The sequence below is a fragment of the Sorangiineae bacterium MSr12523 genome (genome assembly GCA_037157775.1).
GTDB lineage: Bacteria > Myxococcota_A > Polyangia > Polyangiales > Polyangiaceae > Pendulispora > Pendulispora brunnea.
Map to the genome: position 1 here is coordinate 8,915,116 of CP089982.1, position 19,642 is coordinate 8,934,757.

Sequence of the window (19,642 nt, forward strand, 5' to 3'; positions counted from 1 at the left end):
CAATACGCAGTTCGTGCTTTTTGAGCGCCGATAGCGGGGCCATGACCTCGAGCCTATTTAAATCACCTAAATTGCGATTTGCGCAATGCTGCGACGCGGGAAGTGCTCGACCAGTTGGTATCCGTCGATGCGATCCATGGCAACAAGAACTGCTGCGTTCGACCCAGATCGCGCGATTTGCGAGATCGAAACTACAAAACAACTATTTAACTGCGAGAAGCGAGCTAGCTGACCGGTTGATGCCGTCCGATCTCCAAAGAGACGAATCAAGAAAAATACATTAATGATATCAAACATCATTGCGGCAACGTACCATGGAGCTAATACCACCTGGAGGGGTCGGCATCTCTTGTTCGATAGCGCGGACCAGGCTTCAAATCTTAGAAACCCACGACGCGTTGGAACGTATGCCTCTGGATATGGGCGTACACATTAAATTTGCGACGAATTCAAGTTCGTTCACGAATTCTCATGAAAAGCGCTCAGCGCAGGCAAGGCGGCGGCCTGTGTCCCGCCTGACGTGACTACGAAAGATTGTCGCCGCTTGGCTTCGTGCGCGTGCGCATTCGGCCTCCAAACGAAGTTCTAGACCTAACGAGGATGGTGTCCATGACTACGGTTTGTACGAAGTTCGTGCCACACATTGGTGAGTTTTCCCTCCGTCCTTTGCAGCTTTCTTCGGATATCGCGAAGGTGCACGAGTGGGTTCGCATCGAGTACTCGAAATTTTGGGGACTCGTGGGCCAGTCGATCGAGGAGGTGGAGAATGTTTACCGAGAAATCGTGAAGCATTCCTATGTATGTCTCGGGTTGTTCAACGGGGAGCCGGCTTTCATCACCGAGTTTTACCGGCCCACGGAGATGCTGCTCGGCCGGTACTACGACGCGCTCCCGAGCGATCGCGGCGTGCACCTGCTCGTGGGACCGCAGGCGAAATTCGTCCCGGACTACAGCTGGCACATCTTCACGATGCTCATGGACTTGATGCTGGATGACAAAGACGTCCAGAGGATCGTGGCCGAGCCGGACGTGTCGAACTGGAACATTCACCGCTTTCTCGAGCGTGGAGGGTTCGAATGCCAGAAGCTGGTGAACCTGCCCGACGATCCGGCCCAAGGGATAGGCGCCAAAACGGCCCGACTCTACTTTTGCTCGCGGGCTCAATATGCCGCGGCGTTGGAGCGCAAAGGCGGGAGTGTGCCCCTGACCATCTCTCCTCACGAAGCGAAAAAGCTTTTCAATGTTGGGCCCCGCGAGCCCGTGAAGCTCTCTCTTATCCAGACTGCGAGCCCGGCGCCGAGCTTCCCGTTGGCGGGGGCGAACGATGGTCTCGCCGGAATCGCGGGAGGGCTCACGCACATCTCCCGTGGTGTGAGCGCTGCGCGGGACCTTCGTGGACCGTTGCCCGTGGGGACGCCGAACGAAGTGTTCTCGAAGGTGGCCAAGGCGCTCGGGCCGGCGTTCCTCCGTGAGCGGGGCATCGGCACGGACGCCGCGCTCCAGCAGATCGCCTCGATCCTGCTCGAGCACGGGATCCACCTCGCCCACCCGCACGCGGCCGCGCACTTGCAACCACCGCCCCTCGCCGTGGCCGTCGCGGCCGATGTGCTGGTGAGCGCCGAGAATGGCTCGCTCGACACGTACGACTCGGGCCCCGCCGGCATCGCCATCGAGCAATGGGTCATTCGCTCGCTCGCCAAGCTCGCGGGCTTCGAGGACCACGCGGGGGGCGTGTTCACGCCGGGCGGCTCGCTCTCGAACTTGCAGGCGCTCTTGCTCGCACGCGATGCCATGGCCCATAGGCTCGGCGTCGATGTGCGAAAGCACGGCGTGGCCGGGCTGCCGCGGCCCATCGTCTTGTGCTCCGAGCATGCACACTTCTCGGTGCATCGGGCGTGCGCCACGCTCGGACTCGGCGAGGGGACGGTGGTCGAGGTGCCCGTCGACTCGAAGCATCGAATGCGCCCCGAAGCCCTGCTCTCCATCCTGCACGCCCTGGGATCGAGCGTCACGCCGGTGGCCATCTTCGCCACGGCGGGGACGACGGACTTTGGCAGCATCGATCCCCTGCGCGCGCTCTCCAACATCGCCCGCCACTTCGGCGCTTGGTTCCACGTCGATGCGGCCTATGGATTCGGCGCGCTCTACTCGGAGCGGCTCGCCGAGAAGCTCAAAGGGATCGAGCTCGCGGACTCCATCACGGTCGACTTGCACAAGATGGGGTGGCAGCCTGCGGCCGCGAGCGTGTTGCTCGTGCGCGACGCCAAATTGTTCCAGCCTTTGGAGCGCTCGGTCGACTACCTCAATCCGCCCGACGACACACGCGCGGGCTACGACGGCCTGCTCGGTCGCTCGCTCCAAACGACGCGACGCGCCGACGCCGCCAAGGTTGCCGCGACCTTCCTCGCCTTTGGCCGCCAGGGCCTCGGGGCGATGGTCGATGCCTGCCACGATCTGGCGCGCTACGCCGAGAAACGCATTGCCGAGCGCGAAGATCTCGAGCTCGTCGCGCCCGCGACGCTCACCACGGTCCTCTTCCGCTACCGCGGCTCGTCGCCGAACTCCATGCTCGACGACTTGAACGCGGAGCTACGCCGCTCCCTGCTCGCCTCGGGCACAGCGCTCATCGGACGGACCACGGTGCGGATCCAGGGCCGCGGCGCCAGCACGTGCCTCAAATTCACCTTGCTCAACCCGAACAGCACGCCCGACGATATCGATCGGCTCATCGAGGCGGTCGTCGTGTGCGGTCGGGCGCGGGAGGCGCTCCTCGACGCGCGGAGCGTCATGCCGCCTCGCGAGATGGTGCTGGAGGAAGCGGTGGGGCAATGAACCGGCCCTTCACCGAGACCCGCCCGATCGACATCGACGTCGTCGCCGTCGGCTGCGGCCCGTTCAACCTCGGCCTCGCCGCACTCGCGAGCCACGTGGAAGGCCCGAGCCTCGTCGTGCTCGAGTCCGAAGCGGAGCTCTGTTGGCACCGGGGCATGATGTTCGACGACGCGATGCTCCAGGTCAACTTCCTCGCCGACCTGGTCTCGCTCATCGAGCCGAGGCACCCGCTCTCGTTCTTGTCGTACTTGCACGACAACGATCGCTTGTATCCATTTTACATTCGGCAAGCGTTCCACTCGACGCGCAAGGAATACGAACACTATCTGCGCTGGGCGGCGGCGAAGCTCCCGTCGATCCAATTCTCCCACCGCGTGGAGAAGATCGCCTGGCATCCCCGCGAGGAGCGCTTCGTGGTGCACGCCCTCCACGGCGGCGAGCTCCGGCTGTTTCGTGCGCGCGACGTGGTGCTCGGCGTGGGCACCGAGCCCTCGATGCCCCCGTCCCTCGAGGGCCTCCCTCCGGACAAGGTCCTGCACACGGCCGATTACCTTCGGAGCGGAGAGCGCATCGACGGCGCGAAGCACGTGACCGTCGTGGGCTCCGGGCAGTCGGGCGCGGAGGCGGCACTCGATCTACTCCGCCGGAACCTCACGGGCGGCCCCGCCATGAGCTGGCTCACGCGCACCGTATCGTTCGCGCCGCTCGACTACACGAAGCTCGTGCTCGAGATGACGACGCCTGCGTACATCGACCACTTCCACGGGCTCCCCCAAGAGAAGCGGGATCGTCTGCTCGCCGAGCAATGGCGTCATTATAAAGGCATCTCCACTGCGACCTTGGAGCTCATTCACGACGCGCTCTACCGGCGCGACCTCGAAGAAGGGCTCGCGCCCGTCGAGCTCCGATGCAGCGTCACCGTCGAGGGGGCGGCGCTCGCGAGCAACGGCCGTGTCGCGTTGTCATGCCGCGATCGGGACTCGGACCGCGTCTTCGAGCACGAGACGGATCTCGTCGTCGCCGCCACCGGCTACGTCCCGAGGAGGCCCGCGTTCCTCGAGCCCATGGAGCACCTCGTACGGCGCGACGAGAAGAAGCGCTACATCGTGCGCCGCGATCACTCGGTGGAGCTCGACGAATCGGTCTCCGGGCGCGTCTTCGTCTCCAACGCCGATTTGCATAGCCACGGCGCCGCCGCACCCGATTTGGGGATAGGCGCTTATCGCAACGCCATCATTCTGAACACCGTCGCAGGACGCGAGTTGTATCGCCTCCCCCGACACACGGCCTACACCACCTTTTGAGGAAGCACACGAAGCGCCGAATCGAATCGGCACGTGCGTGGACGGCTTTTTTCCCTGGCTCTTCTCATCACCAGCGAGGACTTGATATGGCATCGACCGTTTTTTTCTTTGGTGGACAAGGGGCATACCAACCTGGAATGTTCAAACGCTTCGCGCGTTCATCGCGGCTCGAGGACGCCCTGGCAACAATCGACTCCGTCGCTACCGAGTTTGGCCACCCGGGTGTCAGGCAAGCCCTGTTCGATCCAGAGGCTCCCAAGGCCGCCGAGCTGGCGCGTACCGATCCTTTTGCGCTGCAATTGACGGTGTTTGCCGCCGCCGTGGGGAGCTTTTGTCGCCTCCACGACGCGGAGCGAGACGCCGTGCTCGCTGGGCATAGCTTGGGGGAGTTGGCTGCGTTGACCGTGGCGGGGGGCTTTGGCCTCGCCGACGGGGCGCGGCTCGTGTGCCTGCGATCGGAGGCCCTGCAAAATGCCGAGCTCCCACCCGGCGGCATGCTCGCCGTGGAGCTTTCCGAGCGGCGGGCTGCGCACCTCGTGGGGACGATCGGCAATCGTCACCTGGGTGTTGCCGTCGTCAACGCCCCCCGATGGTCGGTTCTCTCGGGGCCTCTCGAGGCGTTGAACGAGGCGCAACGGCTTTGTGAGGCGATGTCCATTCGCACGCGCACGTTGCCGTCTCCTTATGCATTCCACAGCCCTGCGCTCGCCGTGGCCGCGGAGGCGTTTGCCTCGTCTGCGTCTCGCATCCGTCAGCGACCTTTGCGCCACGTCGTGTACTCTCCATTGCTCGGGGACTACGTCACCGACACGACGGACTGCGTCGACCTTCTGGTGAAGCACCTCACGACCAAGGTGGACTTCCTTGGCGCCGTACGGTCGCTCCATACCGAAGGGATGGGGGCTTTCGTCGAATGTGGGCGCAGCGGCCTCGCTTCGCTCGTGCGGGCGAGTGTGCCCGATGTGACGGAAGTGGCGGAGGTGGCGGAGGTGGCACCGCTCATGGTCGTCCCCACGCCCACGGCGCCTCCAACGGTGCAGTCCGTTGCTTTGAAGCTGCGGCAACTGTACGCGGCCTCCTTGGGTTTCCCCGAAGAGGCGATCTCCGTCGACGCCGATCTCGAGGCGGATCTGGGGATCGATTCGCTCAAGCGCACGGAGATGCTGGCCAAGGTGCGCGCGCACTTCGCGTTGCCCGAGAATGTGAACGATGGACAGCTGCATGCGCACACGACGCTCTCCCAGCTCGGGGCGCTGGTCGTGGAGGCCATGGGAGGCGTCACGGACGCTCCCAAGCCTATCTCGAGCGAGGTTCGGGTCGTCGCCCCAACGCATCGTTCGGACACGGGGGCCGTGCTCTCGCAGCTTCGGGAGCTCTACGCGTCGCACCTCGGGTTTCCCGTGGAGGCGGTCCTCGCGGATACGGATCTCGAGGCGGATCTGGGCATCGACTCCCTCAAGCGCACCGAGATGATCGGCAAAGTCGGCTCGATCTTCGAGCTGCAGGACGCCACGAACCAGGGCCGCTTTTTTGCTCATAACACGCTCCGTGAGCTCGCCGGGATGATCTCGGAATCCTTGGCTTCGACCGCTTCGTTCGCAGGAGGTCGGTCATGAACCGTATCGTTTCCATCTTTGGCGAAGCGACGCTCGCCGAACGCATGGCCGCTGCCTTCCCTGCGGATCGTGTGGTGCGTGGACCATCGCCGCAGGCGGAGGTCGTGGTGGTGGCCTTGGGGAAGGCGATGCCGTTCGTACCCGAGGATGTTCAGGCGGCTTGGAGCCGTGTGCATCCGGCGCCGCGGAGCGTCGTGCTCGTGCGATCCGTGGCGAGCGATGAGCGAGACGGCGCCTTGGCGGCGTTGCGCGAGGCCGTCGCGCGAGCGCGGAGCCGCGTATGCGTCAACGCCTTGGCGATCGTGGGGATCGACGAGGTCAAGGACGCTTGGTTGGAGGCGTTGCGGTACCTCGCAGGGCACGCGGCACCATGGACGACGGGGCAATGCTTGGTCGTGGATGGCGCTTTGGCTCGGGCCTCGAAGGCGCCCGTCTCGTTCCCCACAGCGCAGGCCGACGACGTGGTCGTCGTCGGCATGGGGCTCGCGGTGCCTGGCGCGAGCTCGCCCCAAGCTTTTTGGGAACTGCTGCGGCAAGGGATGCCCGTGTTTGGCGAGCCCGGGGCGAGATGGGACATCCAAGACGTCTGGTCCCCCGATCCGCAGACGCCCGATCGCACCTATTCGCGGGTATCGGGGTTCATGAAGGCATTTCAACCCCACCCGTCGCTCCATGGAAAAGAGAAAGAGCCCCACGAGCTCACGGCATTCTGGCTGCGTCATTGCATCGCGCAAGCGTCGGAGTCCGTATCGATCCGCCCCCACGATCGGCACGTGCTGGCCGTGGGGCTGACGGTGGACGGGAGTCATCACCTCGAACAGAGCCTCGTGCTCCGTGAGGTGCGCCGGCACCTGCCCCACCGCGACGAGGCATTGGATGCGCGACTACGCGAGCTCTATCCCTTGGCCGTGGACGAGCCGGCGCAGGTCCTGCCCTACAGCATCGCGCGCCAAGCCGCCGTCGATCTCCCCTCGGACACCGAAATCGTGGTGCTCGACACCGCGTGCTCGTCGGCCCTCTACGGCATCGACGTCGGCGTAAGAGCATTGCGCGCGGGCGAGGCCGACGTGGCGCTCTGCGGCGGTGCCTTTGCGCTCAGCATCAACAACCTCGTGCTCTTCTCCAAATTGCGAGGGTTGTCGCGCTCGGGGGCGGTGCGACCGCTCGATGGCGCCGCCGACGGGGTGCTCTTCAGCGACGGCGCTGCCCTCCTCGCGTTGAAAACTTACGCGCGGGCGTCGGCGGACGGCGATCGGATCCTCGGCTTCATCACCGGGTTCGGCGGCTCGTCGGATGGTCGAGGAAAGGCCATCTACGCCCCGAACCCCGCCGGTCAGCGCATCGCGCTGCGCCGGGCATGGTCGGCGGCCCACGTGACACCCGACGACGTCGATTGGGTCATCGCGCACGCTACGGGAACGCCCACGGGCGATCGCACGGAGCTGTCCGTGCTCGCCGCCTTCCGTGGCGAGCGTGAGGAGAGCCAAGGTAAGGTGTGGACCGTCAGCTCGAACAAGGGGATTTTCGGCCACACGGGGTGGGCTGCGGGCGCCGTCTCCGCGGTGCACGCGCTCATGGCGCTGCAGCACGGGATCATCCCCGCGCAGGCGGGCTTCGAGGAGCTCCCCAAGGGGCTCGACGCGACGGGCTTCACGGTGCCCCGCACGGACATCCCTTGGCCGGCGCAGGAGCAGAAGTCGCGCACCGTGGGCGTGTCGGCCATGGGCTTCGGCGGCACCAATGCACACTTGGTGATCTCCGACGCGCCACCGCGCCGTGCGTCGTCTCCACGCGCGCTGCCCAACGATCCGATCGTCTGCGTCGCCTGGTCCGCCCATTTGCCTGGAGAGCCGGGGAACGACGCCGTCGAGCAGTGGCTCTCGGGGGCGAAGCCCGCGTGGCCCGCGGCATTCGGAGAGCACTATCCCATGCCTTCCGCCGTGCACCTGCGGCTCGCGCCGACCGCCATCGAAGCCATGGATCGAAGCCAATTGATGGCCGTGCGGTGCGCGGACATGCTGACCGAAAAGCGCCCGCTCGCGCCCGAGTGGACCGATCGCTGCGGCGTATTCGTGGGGCACTCGGGCGCGACCCGGGCCGCGGTGCGCCACGATATGCGCTGCTACCTCGCCGGACTGGCGACGCACCTCGGGGCGGCGATTCCGGAGTTCGAGCAGCGGCTCACGGCGCCGATCCAACAGGCCATCCCTGCAGCGAAGGAGGACTCGTATCCAGGCATCATGCCGAACATCATCGCGGCTCGAATCGCTCAGCGCTTGGATCTGCATGGCCCGAACATGACCTTGGATGCGGGGCTCGACTCCTTCGCGTCGGCGTTGCTCACGTCTGCGCGTAGCTTGCGCGACCGAGAGATCGATGTCGCGTTGGCCCTCGGCGTGAGCGCGGCCGCGGAGCATGCCAAGGTCCACGAAGGCCGCGAGTCGGCCGAAGCGGCCGTCGGCGTGATGCTCACCCGGGAGTCGTTCGCGCGGGAGCATGCGTTGCCGATCCTGGCCCGGGTGGATCTGGATCGCGCCGCGCAGGGCAAGAGCACCAGGCGGGCCAGTGTCTCGGATCCGCGCGTCTACCACGGCGCCGAAGGTGCCGTCGCGTTCTTGCGCGCGATGCACGATCCCCACCGAGCTTCGACGCTCTTGCCCTGGGAGGACGCGCACACGCCCGCCATCGTCATCACGCCCGCGGCGAGCGTCATCAAGCTGAATGGGCCGTCGCTCGCGCAGGTGATGCAGCGCTACCAATTGGCCTTGCGTCCCGCTCCGGCCCGAACCGTGCGCGGGGCGTCGGCGGCGATCCCTCCGAACAGCGTCGTGATCTGCGATGATTTCGCAGTGCTTCCACGGGGGGCCATGCCGGAGTCGTGCCTCTGCGTGCGCCTTGGCACGGGCTCGGTCGCGGAGCAAGTCGCAGCGTCGGGGCAGACCTTTCGTCACGTACGCATCGTCCTTTCTGGCACGGCGGCGAGCGACGAGGTCGGCTTTCAACGGGTGCTCGCCGTCAACGATGCCGCCTTCGGTGCTGCCCAAGCTTGCGCGGCGGCGCTGCAGGAGGGCGGTAGCATGGGCATGCTCTTGCTCGACGCCTTCGCCGGGGACGTGCCCCGTCCGGCGGTGGGCTTGTTTGGAGGGATGGCGCGCAGCTTGGAGCGGGAGCTGCTGGGGGCGCATATCTTCGTCCTGGCGACGGACACGCGCGACATGTCCCAGGGACTCTCGGAGCTCACGGAGGAGAGCGCGCTTCACCGCTATCTCCCCATCGCCTACCGCCAGGGGGGTCGCCGCTTGGAGCTCCGGCTCGAGCCCACGGCGCCTGCGGCCGACGAGGCGCGTGGGCTCGGGATCGACGAGCCCGTCGTGGTGGCCTCGGGGGGCGCGCGCGGATTGACGGCCACGCTCGTGCGAGAGCTGCTCTCGGGCTCCCGCCCCCGGGCCGTCTGGTTGCTCGGCACGGGGCCCGCTCTCGCCTCCGACGCGCCCACGAGTGTGCCGACGAAGGCGCAGGCGATCCGCGAGTGGATGCAGCAGTCACCGAACGAGAAGCCCGCCGCGCTCAATCGCCGCTACGAGACCGCGGTGCGTGACGCCGAGCGCGCCCGCACCATCCAGGAGATGCAGCGACGCTGGGGGCCCGACCGTGTTCATTACCGAACCTGCGACGTGCAGGACGCGGAGGCCGTCCATCGGGTCATCGATGAGATTGTGGCGACGCACGGCCGGGTGGACGTGGTGGTCCATGGCGCCGGCTTGGTGCGGAGCGCGGCACTCGCGCGCAAATCGCTCGCCGACTATCGTTTCGTACGGGACGTGAAGGTGCTCGGCGATCGCTATCTGCGGAGCGCGCTGGCGAAGCACTCGCAGCCGTCCAACCCGATGCCCTCGCTGTGGTGCTCATTGAGCTCCGTTGGAGCGATCCTCGGGATGCGTGGGGAGGCCGACTACGACGCAGGCAACGAGTACATCCAGCTCGCCGCCGCGAACGCCCGCGCCGAAGGGCGTGACGAGGTCGCCCTGATGTCGGGGCTATGGGTGGAGTCCGGGCTGGCCGCGAAGTATGTGACGGGCGATCCGCTCAAGAGCGGGCTCGCCGACTATACGCAGCTCACGGACGCGCAGGGCACGGAGTTCTTCCGAACGGAGCTCGCGGGGCGCCGGCCTTCGGGGCTCGGTACCACGTGGCTCGGGGAGCGCGAATGGACCGCGCTGCACGTCAAGGCGCCGGGGTTGCGTGAAGCCTCGATCGCGTCCTCCGCGATGCAAAATGCGGCGAGCGCGCGGCACGTCGCGCCTCCCAGCGTGTTTCTGCCCGAGCAGCCCGAGTCGCGCGAAGGCGATGGGCGCAAGGCCACGTGGCGGTTCCAGCTGGGCCTCGATCGGCACCCGTGGTTGCTCCACCACCTCGTGGACGAGCGGCCGACGGTGCCGGGCACCTTCCTCATGGCCATGGCGGTGGAAGCCGCCAACCGGCTCGCCCCGAGGCAAATCCCCGTTCGAATCACGGACTTGGTGCTGTCACGCTTTCTTCGTGCCCCGCTCAGCCATTGGCCGCGCCCCATCGTCATCACGGCGAGCCAGGAGGCCCAGGAGGCCGGATGCGTGCACGTGACAATCGCGAGCCCGCCGCAAGGGGCCGTGCCCTCCCAGGAGTACACGCGCATGAAGGTGTGGTTCGCCGAGGCACGCGCCCCGAGGGAGCGGCTCCCGTCGGCGCCGCAACCGACGCAAACCATCGAGGTTCCGGACGTGTACAGGCTGAATGGGCCCGTGAGCCTGTCGGGCGTCTTCGCCAACATGGGACGGGTCTCGCTCCACGAGGATGGGGGCTCCGCGTCCCTGGCGCTCCCGCCCATCGATGCCCCTTTGGACGGGCTCCCCATTCCGAGCATCGCGCTCGATGCGCTGCTCCGCACCGTGATCCTCGACGGCCGTCGTCCCGCGTCGCTGGCCCTGGTCGTACCGACGGCAATCGCGTTGGTCGAGCTCTTGGAGCTCGGGAGTGACAAGGCCTGGAGGGAGCATTGGGGCGACGGCGTCACCCTTCGTCACTGGTCTGGCTCCGCGGGCGGCCAATGCGCAGCGATAGCGCCGAATGGCACCGTGCTCCTGCGCATGTCCGGGATCTCCACGGCGGTGCGAGCCACCTACGAGCGCGAACAAAAGCGTTGGACCCGCCCCATGTTGCGCTCGTCGGCGTAACCGCCAGGACGCCAAAAGAGAGTCGCCAGGATCGCCAGAGGAACCATCAATAAACCCTTCTCGTTGTTGTATTTCCGTTTCCGCTGGCGATCCTGGCGGCCTTTGGCGTTCTTGGCGGTTTCCTTCTTCATATCCGAGAATTGTGCGCGCCCTATTTAGCGCACTCGTACGCGGCTACGGTGAGACCACATAGAGGTTCGCTTCGCATGCCTCGTCGGTGATGTCGTCCCCGCCGTGGACCGTCTCACTGGCCGTTTTGGTGTTGTAAACGCACGTCGCGCGAAGCTCGTCCCCGGTGGAGAGGCGGAGGGGCTCTTGGTAGATGAAAAGGCGCTGTCCGTAAACGTTCCAATGATCGAAGCTCGCCGCGCACTCGTCACCGTCTTTCCGCGTGCGGTCAATCTGCATCGTTTTACCGAGTCCATGCATGCGCGGGGCGATGCCGAGCACCGTCATGGGGGCATCTGCACGGAAATGAGCCGACGCTTCGGCGTAGTTCTTACCCGGCGGCAATGCCATATCGGATGCGCGGAGTGCGATGAACGAAGCGGCTCGCACCCCGTCATCGAACTTCAAATCGATGTGCGTACGGGTCTGCGTGCTCAATCCTGTCGTAATGACATTGTAGAGGATTTGCACGACCCACTTGCGATTGGAGGATACCCGCAACCCCGTACCTTCGGGAAAATGCAATGTGGGGTTGTCCCATGTCCAACTCGCGAGCAAGCGTGCGGGCTCGACCCGCGGAGAGCCATAACACGTATACCCGGGACCTGCTTCCTCGGTATCCCGACCGACCGCCTGGCGTTCTGCGGCATCCGAGTCGAGTCCATAAATTGCGATATGCGCAACGGCCCGAGGATCGGTCGATACGACGCGAATACCGGTAAGCATACGCTCATGCGTGAGACCAGGGTCCGCGACGAAACAGCGATATGCGCTCGCTCCGAGGCCCGGCGTGTAGTCCGCTCCCGTATCGAGGACCGCGTCCACCCGCTCCAAGTCCCGGGGCTTCTCCGCGGGCGCGTGGTTTGGAACGCGGCTATCGGCGCGACGAGAGGGATCGCCTTCGGGCGCCCCTTGCTCCGCCCAACCCACGAGTTTTCCCAACTCCGCATCACTCAGCCACAAGGCGTCACGCCACGTGCGGCAGGTGCCGCGATTGTCCGCGACCCATGGCGGCATCATCCTTGCTCGCGTCATGTATCGTATCGTGTCCGCGTATTTGGATACGCTCGCATACGAATCGAGGAGGGGGCGCGCGGCGAGTCCACTGCCGGAGTGGCACTGGGCGCATCGTTGCTCGACGATCGGCGCGATATCCTGAATATAGGAATAGCTTGGCGAGACCTTGCCTTTAAACGCAATTACGACTATACAAGATAAGGCGGTCGCCGATCCGCCGAGGCCTATCCAGGTAGATAGCTTCACGTTGTTCACCCGCCTGGTCGTAAGTATCGGTTTTTGTTTTGGCCCTGCTTTTAAATGGCCGAACTCCAATAGCTGACTTCAATTCGCCGGATTCCAATCAAATGACTAGCACCGCTCTTCCTCGACGGCTCCTAAAATTCATTCGATTCGACTGGCTCCTATGGACAACGAGCGTGTCCGTGTTCACGGGCGCCCCATTGTTCCTCGCTCTCGAGCATCTCAGGGTGTTACCGCCTGCGTTGAGGGACCGCCCCTGGCCGTTTGCACTCATGGCGCTCCTTCACCTAGCGTACATCTTCTTCGCTGTGCGGCGTGGTAAAATGACCATGCACCTTCTCGAGAAGGCTTGCGCGATTGCAAATGCGGCAAGCATCGTCCTTTTGATTGTGTGCATCCAATTTGACAAGCTCCCTACCAGCCCCTCGGTGTTGCCGATCGGGGCACAGGCGCCGCGGATCTCGCTTTTGGACCAAGATGGCAAGGCCGTGAACGTAAGCGTACCGGGCGAACCCGTGTTGTTCGTGGTCTTTCGCGGCGTCTGGTGCGCCTACTGCCGCTCGGAGCTCGCGCGCCTCGCCCGCGAGGTCCCCCGCTTCGCGCAGAGCAACGTGCACGTCTATGGCATCAGCGGAGATCCTCCGGAGGCGCTCTTGCGGAACAAAGAGCGGCAACGATTGCCCTTCCCGTTGCTCTCCGACCCTGAACGCAAACTCACGCACATATGCGATTTTTCGATGCACTGCCTCTTACTCTTCGACGGAGACGGGACATTGCGCTGGGGAGGCCTCAACGACAGCTGGCGCAGACCACCACCTTACGAGAGCATCCTGCAGGCGGCGTATCGCCTCGCCCCTTAGAGCCTATTCCGGCAGCCTCCAAGCCTTCACCTTCGTAGACCGGCGACGGCTTTCGCTTCGCGAATTCGATAACCTCGGAGAAAGGGTCTTTTCGATGAACATCGTGACGATGACACGAGTGTTGACGCTGGCGGGGCTCGTGGGAGCGAGCTTTCTCTCGGGGTGTTCCGACGCGCCCCAGCTTCGCGAGGGTCCGGTCGCCCGCACCAAGATGAACTTCGACAAGAAAGTCGTCCCCAATGCTCCCAAGCACACGTCCTACGATCCAAATCGTGTGTTCACCAACCCCCTGCGTATCCCCGAGGAGGCGACGCCCGAGGAGACGGCTTCCGCGCAGGCGCCTGGGACCACAGGGGATGCGACATCAGGGTCGGCCACGTACTACAGGCTATCGATACGAGCCACGAACGTGCAATTGCTGCCTGGCCCTCCCACCCCCATGGTGGGCTTCGCGGGGCGGTTCCCCGGGCCGACCCTCAAGGCGGAGCGCGGGATCCCGACGGTCGTCACGCAGGCCAATGACTGGATCGAAAACGTGACCATTCACAATCATGGACACAAAGTCTCTGCCGAGAGCGACGGGCACCCCGTCGACTACATCCTGCCCGGGAAGCACAAAAACTATTACTATCCCAACGATCAGCGCGCCGGCACCTATTGGTACCACGATCATACGATGGACTTGACGGGCGCCCACGTCTACGCCGGCCTCGCGGGCTTCTACATCATCCACGACAGGGCTGAAGATGTCCTAAACCTGCCCTCCGGCTCCTACGACGTCCCCTTGCTCCTTCAGGACAGGACCTTCAAGGCGAACAACGAACTCGATTACTTTGGCAACCCGCATGGCTGGGGAGGTCCCACGCCCGTCATCAACGGCACCGTCAACCCTGTATTGAATGTCGCCGCCCGCAAATACCGGCTCCGGCTCCTCAATGGATGCAATGCGCGTACGCTCAACTTGCATTTCAGTGTCCAGGGAAAGCCGGTTCCCTTCCAACTGATCGCCTCCGACGGCGGCTTGCTCGAGGCCCCCGTCCCCATGAAGGCCATCACCATCACCCCTGGGGAGCGTTACGACGTCGTCATGGACTTCGCGAACTTCCCCGTGAATACGGTGATGGATCTCCTGAACGATGACGATCCCGGCATCGAACCGCTCTTACCGGCGCTGATGCAGTTCAAGGTCACCCACACCGAGGTCGATCGCGCCACCGTTCCGCCCAGGCTCTCCACGATCGATCGGCTGCACGAGAAAGATGCCGTGGTCTTTGGTACCGTCGAACTCGGGGTGAGCGCCGACGGTGAAACCTGGACCCTCAACGGCACCACCTACGATCCTGCCCGCATCGACATCCGGTCCAAGCGCGACAAGGTCACCATCTGGACCTTGAAAAACGCTACGGAATTCACGCACCCCTTCCACAAGCACCTCGTGCAGTTCACCGTCCTCGACATCAACGGCCAGCCGCCTCCCCCCGAGTTGGCCGGATGGAAGGACACGGTCGGAGTGCCCGGCAATGGCTCGATGCGCATCATCTTCAAGAATGAGCAGTTCTCCGGGACCTACGTGCTCCACTGCCACCGGCTCGAGCACGAGGACCACCGGATGATGATCCAAGAGAGCGTGGAACCGTGACGACTCGCCCCACGGCAGGAATAGGGCTGCGCCCTACTTCACTTTTCGTCGCGTGAGCATACCGTCGGCATTGGGCCATCCGGCCGCCCCCACGGTACTTGGTTGACCATTTTGCGATCGCAGTGATGTCGCCCGCAGCAGGAAGAGGCAACGCCCGCATCCTCGTCGTCACACAGCCCCTTTGCGTACACACCGCAAACCTTTCCACAGTAAGCTCCGGCATCGTCCGGTACGAAGCCGTATCCGTCGGGACACGATTTGAAGACCGCACTGGAACCAGTGGGCGATGCCGTGGGCGGGAGCGCGAGGTAGCGGGCTTTCCTCTGGGCTTCCTCGTCGTCGAGTTTGCGGGGGGCTGCGTCCGGCTCGACAATAGGATGACGCTCGACGACCGGAGCCTCGCGGTCCGCAATCGTGTCGACGTTCTGCCGCGACTTGCACGCCATGCAGGAGCAAAGAATCGGAATGAAAAGGAGTCCTCTGTCCAGCCGCAGCATCAAGTAGCTTTTTACTCCGACTCGAGCTGCGGCGCGAGGCTGTCACGCTACCGATGACAACCTCGCTGCCCAACGTCGACGATCAGCGAATGTCGAACCGATCCAGGTTCATCACCTTCGTCCACGCCGCCACGAAATCGTGGAGGAACGACGGCTGCCCGTCCGAGCTGCCATAAACCTCGGCGAGGGCTCGGAGCTGGGCGTTGGAACCGAAGACCAGATCGACGCGCGTGGCGGTCCACCGCAGCTCGCCGGACTTGCGATCGCGGCCTTCGAACACCTCCTTCTCGTCCGACACGGCCTTCCATTCGATGCCCATGTCGAGAAGGTTCACGAAGAAGTCATTGGTCAGCGCCCCCGGCGTCTTCGTAAAGACACCGTGCTTCGAATCGTCGTAATTGGCGCCGAGCACGCGAAGCCCGCCCACGAGCACGGTCATTTCGGGTGCCGTCAGCGTGAGGAGCTGCGATTTGTCGATGAGAAGGGCCTCGGCGGGCACGACGTATCGCGTCTTCTGGTAATTGCGGAACCCGTCCGCGACCGGCTCCAGGACGGAGAACGACGCGGCATCGGTCTGTTCCTGCGAGGCGTCAGTCCGCCCCGGTGTGAAGGGAACGATCACCGTATGGCCGGCATTCTTCGCCGCCTGTTCGATGCCGGCAGCGCCGCCGAGCACAATCAGATCCGCGAGCGACACCTTTTTGCCACCGGCAGCCGCTGCATTGAATTCGACCTGAATGGCCCCGAGCGTCTCCAGCACGGTCGCCAGCCGAGCGGGCCGATTGATCGCCCAGTCTTTCTGAGGCGCGAGCCGAACGCGCGCGCCGTTCGCACCACCGCGCTTGTCCGAGCCGCGGAAGGATGACGCCGACGCCCATGCCGTCGACACGAGATCCGAGACGGAAAGGCCCGATGCGAGGATCTTGCCCTTGAGCGAAGCGACGTCCGCATCGTCGATGAGCGGATGATCCACGGCGGGGAGCGGGTCCTGCCAAAGAAGCACCTCGGCCGGGATCTCGGGCCCGAGGTAGCGTGCGCGCGGTCCCATGTCGCGGTGGGTGAGCTTGAACCAGGCACGCGCGAATGCATCGGCGAATTGATCGGGGTGCTCCAGGAAGCGACGCGAGATCTTCTCGTACGCAGGATCGAAGCGAAGCGACAGGTCCGTCGTCAGCATCGCGGGCGCGATGCGCTTGGACGTGTCGTGCGCCGAGGGGACGGTGCCTGCGCCGGCATCGCCTTTCGGCTTCCATTGGTGCGCACCCGCGGGGCTCTTGGTGAGCTCCCACTCGTAGCCGAACAGGTGCTTGAAAAAGTCGTTGTTCCACTTCGTCGGCGTGGTGGTCCAGGTCACTTCGAGACCGCTGGTGATCGCGTCGACGCCGATGCCGGTATTGAATCCGCTCTTCCAGCCCAGGCCCTGTGCTTCGAGGTCCCCCGCTTCCGGATCGACCCCCACGTGCGACGCTGCACCGGCGCCGTGCGTCTTGCCGAAGGTGTGGCCGCCGGCGATGAGCGCGACGGTTTCCTCGTCATCCATCGCCATGCGCGCGAACGTTTCGCGGATGTCCTTCGCGGCCGCAATGGGATCCGGGTTCCCATTCGGTCCCTCCGGGTTGACGTAAATGAGTCCCATCTGGACGGCCCCGAGCGGGTTCTCGAGGTCACGCTCGCCCGAGTAGCGCGCATCGCCACCGAGCCACTTCGTCTCCTTGCCCCAGTACACGTCCTGATCCGGTTCCCAGACGTCTTCACGGCCCGCGCCGAATCCAAAGGTCTTGAACCCCATCGTCTCGAGCGCGACGTTGCCCGTGAGGATCATCAGGTCGGCCCACGAGATTTTGCGGCCGTATTTCTGCTTGATCGGCCAGAGCAACCGGCGTGCTTTGTCGAGGCTTGCATTGTCCGGCCAGCTATTGAGCGGCGCAAAGCGCTGTTGACCGCGCCCGCCACCGCCACGGCCATCGCCGGTGCGGTAGGTGCCGGCACTATGCCACGCCATGCGAATGAACAGCGGTCCGTAGTGACCGAAGTCCGCCGGCCACCACGACTGCGAGTCCGTCATCAGCGCCGCGAGATCCGCCTTCAGCGCGGCGAAATCGAGGCTAGCGAACTCTTTGGCGTAGTCGAAGTCCTCCCCCATGGGATTGGACTTGGCAGAATGCTGATGCAGGAGATCGAGCCGGAGCTGCGTCGGCCACCAATCGCGGTTCGAAGTGCCGCCGCCGAGCGCGTGATGGAAAGGGCACTTGGTCTCGGTTGCCATGGATCTTTTCGCCTTTCGGACGCGTGGGTGCGTCGCTTTCGAGAAGCTCAGGATGCACGTCACGCCGTGGCTTTGCCAAGTCATCGTTCCAATGAGCTTGATAGCCCCCGCCTATCACGCCATCCCGCCGCGTTCCGCGCTTGGCCCTGCTCGCTTTCCCATCCGATTGGTATGGCTCCACGAATCCGTAACAATCCGGTATTCAGGATTACCAAGATCGCGGGACGACGGTTCGCGTTCCCCAGTTGTCGAGCGGAAGGGCGGCCCAGAATCCCGAAGCGTGACGTTCGGCGTCGGGCGTATGCGTAATGGGGCCGTCCCAACTCCCGGCAACCAGGAGCCGCCCATCATCGAGCCACGACAATGTGCTCACCTCGTCGGCGCGCGGGCTTCCAAATCGGAAGCGGTCTCGTTCGGCAAGCTGGTCGTCGAACGCCATCAAGACCACGTCCGGGTACGTCACGATACTACCACTATCGACCTGAACGGCGCCGGTCCTCAGTGCGAGAATAAGACCGCCGCGCGGATCCGCGATGGCGGAATCGGGCCAGTCCTCTTTGTCGATATCGACCACACGCTCCCGCGAGAGCGCCCCCGTGGTCGGATCGAGCGATGCGATCCAAACGTCCGATTCAAGGGTGTCGCCAGGGCGCTCGGTCTCGCGGTGGCTCCGCCCCATGACATGAACCGCGGTGGGCGACCTTACCACCAGCGAGCAACGACGCGATGCGTCCGAGGTCAGAACCGCCCGCCATTCCGGGGTTCCCTGGGCATCGAGGTGAATGACCACCTTTCGACTCGTTCGTGGCTCTTGGTAAGGCAGCCCCATTGCGGCCAGAACCGCGCTCCAGTTCCAACCATCCTGGATATCGAGAACGACGGTGGTTGCACCATCGGCCTCGACATCCAACGCAGTCGCCATCGGCTCGAATGGGACGAATGCCACAGAAGGTGGCGTAAACTCGACACCAGAGAAGTCGGCAAGGGTGGCGTCGGCGAGCCGAGTACCGTCCGCTGCGAGCTTGAGCCATCGTGTGAACCCGCAGTTCGTCGCGATGACCACGTCCTCTCCATTGGCGAGGTGCCAGACACGCACGTACGCGGTCGCTCCGAGCTTGTCGTAGACGAAGACGGGGTCCTTCGACGCGCAGCGAGCACGATACACATTCATGTCCATCTCGCCTGCGAGCCCGTCGGCCAAGAGAAACGGCAGCGGGCGCATGGCTCCTGCGTCCGAAGGCCGTGCGGGCGACAGATTGAGCAGCTGCGGGCGCGTGCCCTCCCCCGTCGGGCGCGCCCGCGGCGACGGAGCATCCATGAACCAGTCATGGTCATCGCCGAAGGTGACGATGGGCGACAAGCTTGCGCCCGCGGCAGCGTTGAATGCGCCGTCCCTGGCGATGCGCCCATCGGATTCGGCATCGACCCACGAATAGGATGGCGGTAATCGATAATCCGCAACGGAAGACTGCGCGACGACGAGGTGAACGAGTCCATCGCCCGCACGCGATGCCGATATGGTCGACCAATACGCGAGGTCCGTCCGTACGTGAACGGGAATGTCTGCGGCTTGCGTGGAGGCCTCCGCGAACGCGTCATTGACGCCCGTCGCACCGGCATCGGTGGATGCGTCGCCAACGACCTGCGGCGAGTCCGGCGCGCTCGCGCCACACGCAACGGCACAGACGAAGACCGCGAAGGGCAAAAACTTATTCATGACGCGAAGGGCGCTACCATGGCACGCGCTACCGTCAAGCATCGCGGAGGCCATTTGTCGTCCGCGCCAATTCAAAGTCCATTTTAGGATTGCAGCACTGCAAAATCGTGGCGCAGCAACCCGACTCGATGACCTAATTGCACTTCCTCGCGCGTACGTTCATGAGCGATCCATTGAAGTTCACGACAACCAGCGATGTTACACGCACACCACGCCGCTACTTCAGCGTGATGCTTCGGCAATTGGGTGATGCCCTCGGAAAGAGCGCGGTCC

The 19,642-nt window shown here is 64.4% G+C and carries 9 protein-coding genes; 6 read left to right on the forward strand and 3 right to left on the reverse strand.

The window, feature by feature from the left end; genetic code table 11:
• Positions 1 to 609: 609 nt before the first annotated feature.
• The 4 genes from LZC95_34820 (at position 610) to LZC95_34835 (ending at position 10,962) form a co-directional block, all read left to right on the forward strand.
• Positions 610 to 2,832 carry a GNAT family N-acetyltransferase gene (locus LZC95_34820; protein ID WXA91621.1) on the forward strand — a complete coding sequence of 741 codons (2,223 nt, stop codon included), beginning with the start codon at positions 610 to 612 and terminating at the stop codon, positions 2,830 to 2,832.
• Positions 2,829 to 4,136, forward strand: coding sequence for a SidA/IucD/PvdA family monooxygenase (locus LZC95_34825; GenBank protein WXA91622.1), 1,308 nt, complete (start codon positions 2,829 to 2,831; stop codon positions 4,134 to 4,136). The genes LZC95_34820 and LZC95_34825 overlap by 4 nt, the downstream gene beginning before the upstream one ends.
• A gap of 137 nt (positions 4,137 to 4,273) precedes the next feature.
• Positions 4,274 to 5,752, forward strand: a complete 1,479-nt coding sequence (locus tag LZC95_34830; protein ID WXA91623.1) for an acyltransferase domain-containing protein — start codon at positions 4,274 to 4,276, stop codon at positions 5,750 to 5,752.
• The gene (locus LZC95_34835; protein WXA91624.1) at positions 5,749 to 10,962 is read left to right on the forward strand and encodes an SDR family oxidoreductase; all 5,214 of its coding nucleotides are present in this window, start codon (positions 5,749 to 5,751) and stop codon (positions 10,960 to 10,962) included. The genes LZC95_34830 and LZC95_34835 overlap by 4 nt, the downstream gene beginning before the upstream one ends.
• A gap of 174 nt (positions 10,963 to 11,136) precedes the next feature.
• Here the strand turns inward: LZC95_34835 and LZC95_34840 are convergent, their stop codons facing one another.
• Entirely contained in the window at positions 11,137 to 12,165 is a 1,029-nt protein-coding gene (locus LZC95_34840; GenBank protein WXA91625.1) for a hypothetical protein, read from the reverse strand.
• Positions 12,166 to 12,818: 653 nt separating this feature from the next.
• Here LZC95_34840 and LZC95_34845 point away from each other — a divergent pair.
• Both LZC95_34845 and LZC95_34850 read left to right on the forward strand, forming a co-directional pair.
• On the forward strand, positions 12,819 to 13,250 hold the full coding sequence (locus LZC95_34845; protein ID WXA91626.1) for a peroxiredoxin family protein: 432 nt from the start codon (positions 12,819 to 12,821) through the stop codon (positions 13,248 to 13,250).
• A gap of 94 nt (positions 13,251 to 13,344) precedes the next feature.
• Complete coding sequence (locus LZC95_34850; GenBank protein WXA91627.1) at positions 13,345 to 14,889, forward strand: multicopper oxidase domain-containing protein; 1,545 nt, start codon at positions 13,345 to 13,347, stop codon at positions 14,887 to 14,889.
• A 579-nt stretch (positions 14,890 to 15,468) separates the two neighbouring features.
• Here the strand turns inward: LZC95_34850 and katG are convergent.
• Together katG and LZC95_34860 are read right to left on the reverse strand one after the other, a co-directional pair.
• Positions 15,469 to 17,652: a catalase/peroxidase HPI gene (katG, locus tag LZC95_34855; protein ID WXA91628.1), complete on the reverse strand. Its 2,184-nt coding sequence runs from the start codon at positions 17,650 to 17,652 to the stop codon at positions 15,469 to 15,471.
• A gap of 208 nt (positions 17,653 to 17,860) precedes the next feature.
• The gene (locus LZC95_34860) at positions 17,861 to 19,369 is read right to left on the reverse strand and encodes a hypothetical protein (protein ID WXA91629.1); all 1,509 of its coding nucleotides are present in this window, start codon (positions 19,367 to 19,369) and stop codon (positions 17,861 to 17,863) included.
• Positions 19,370 to 19,642: the final 273 nt, after the last annotated feature.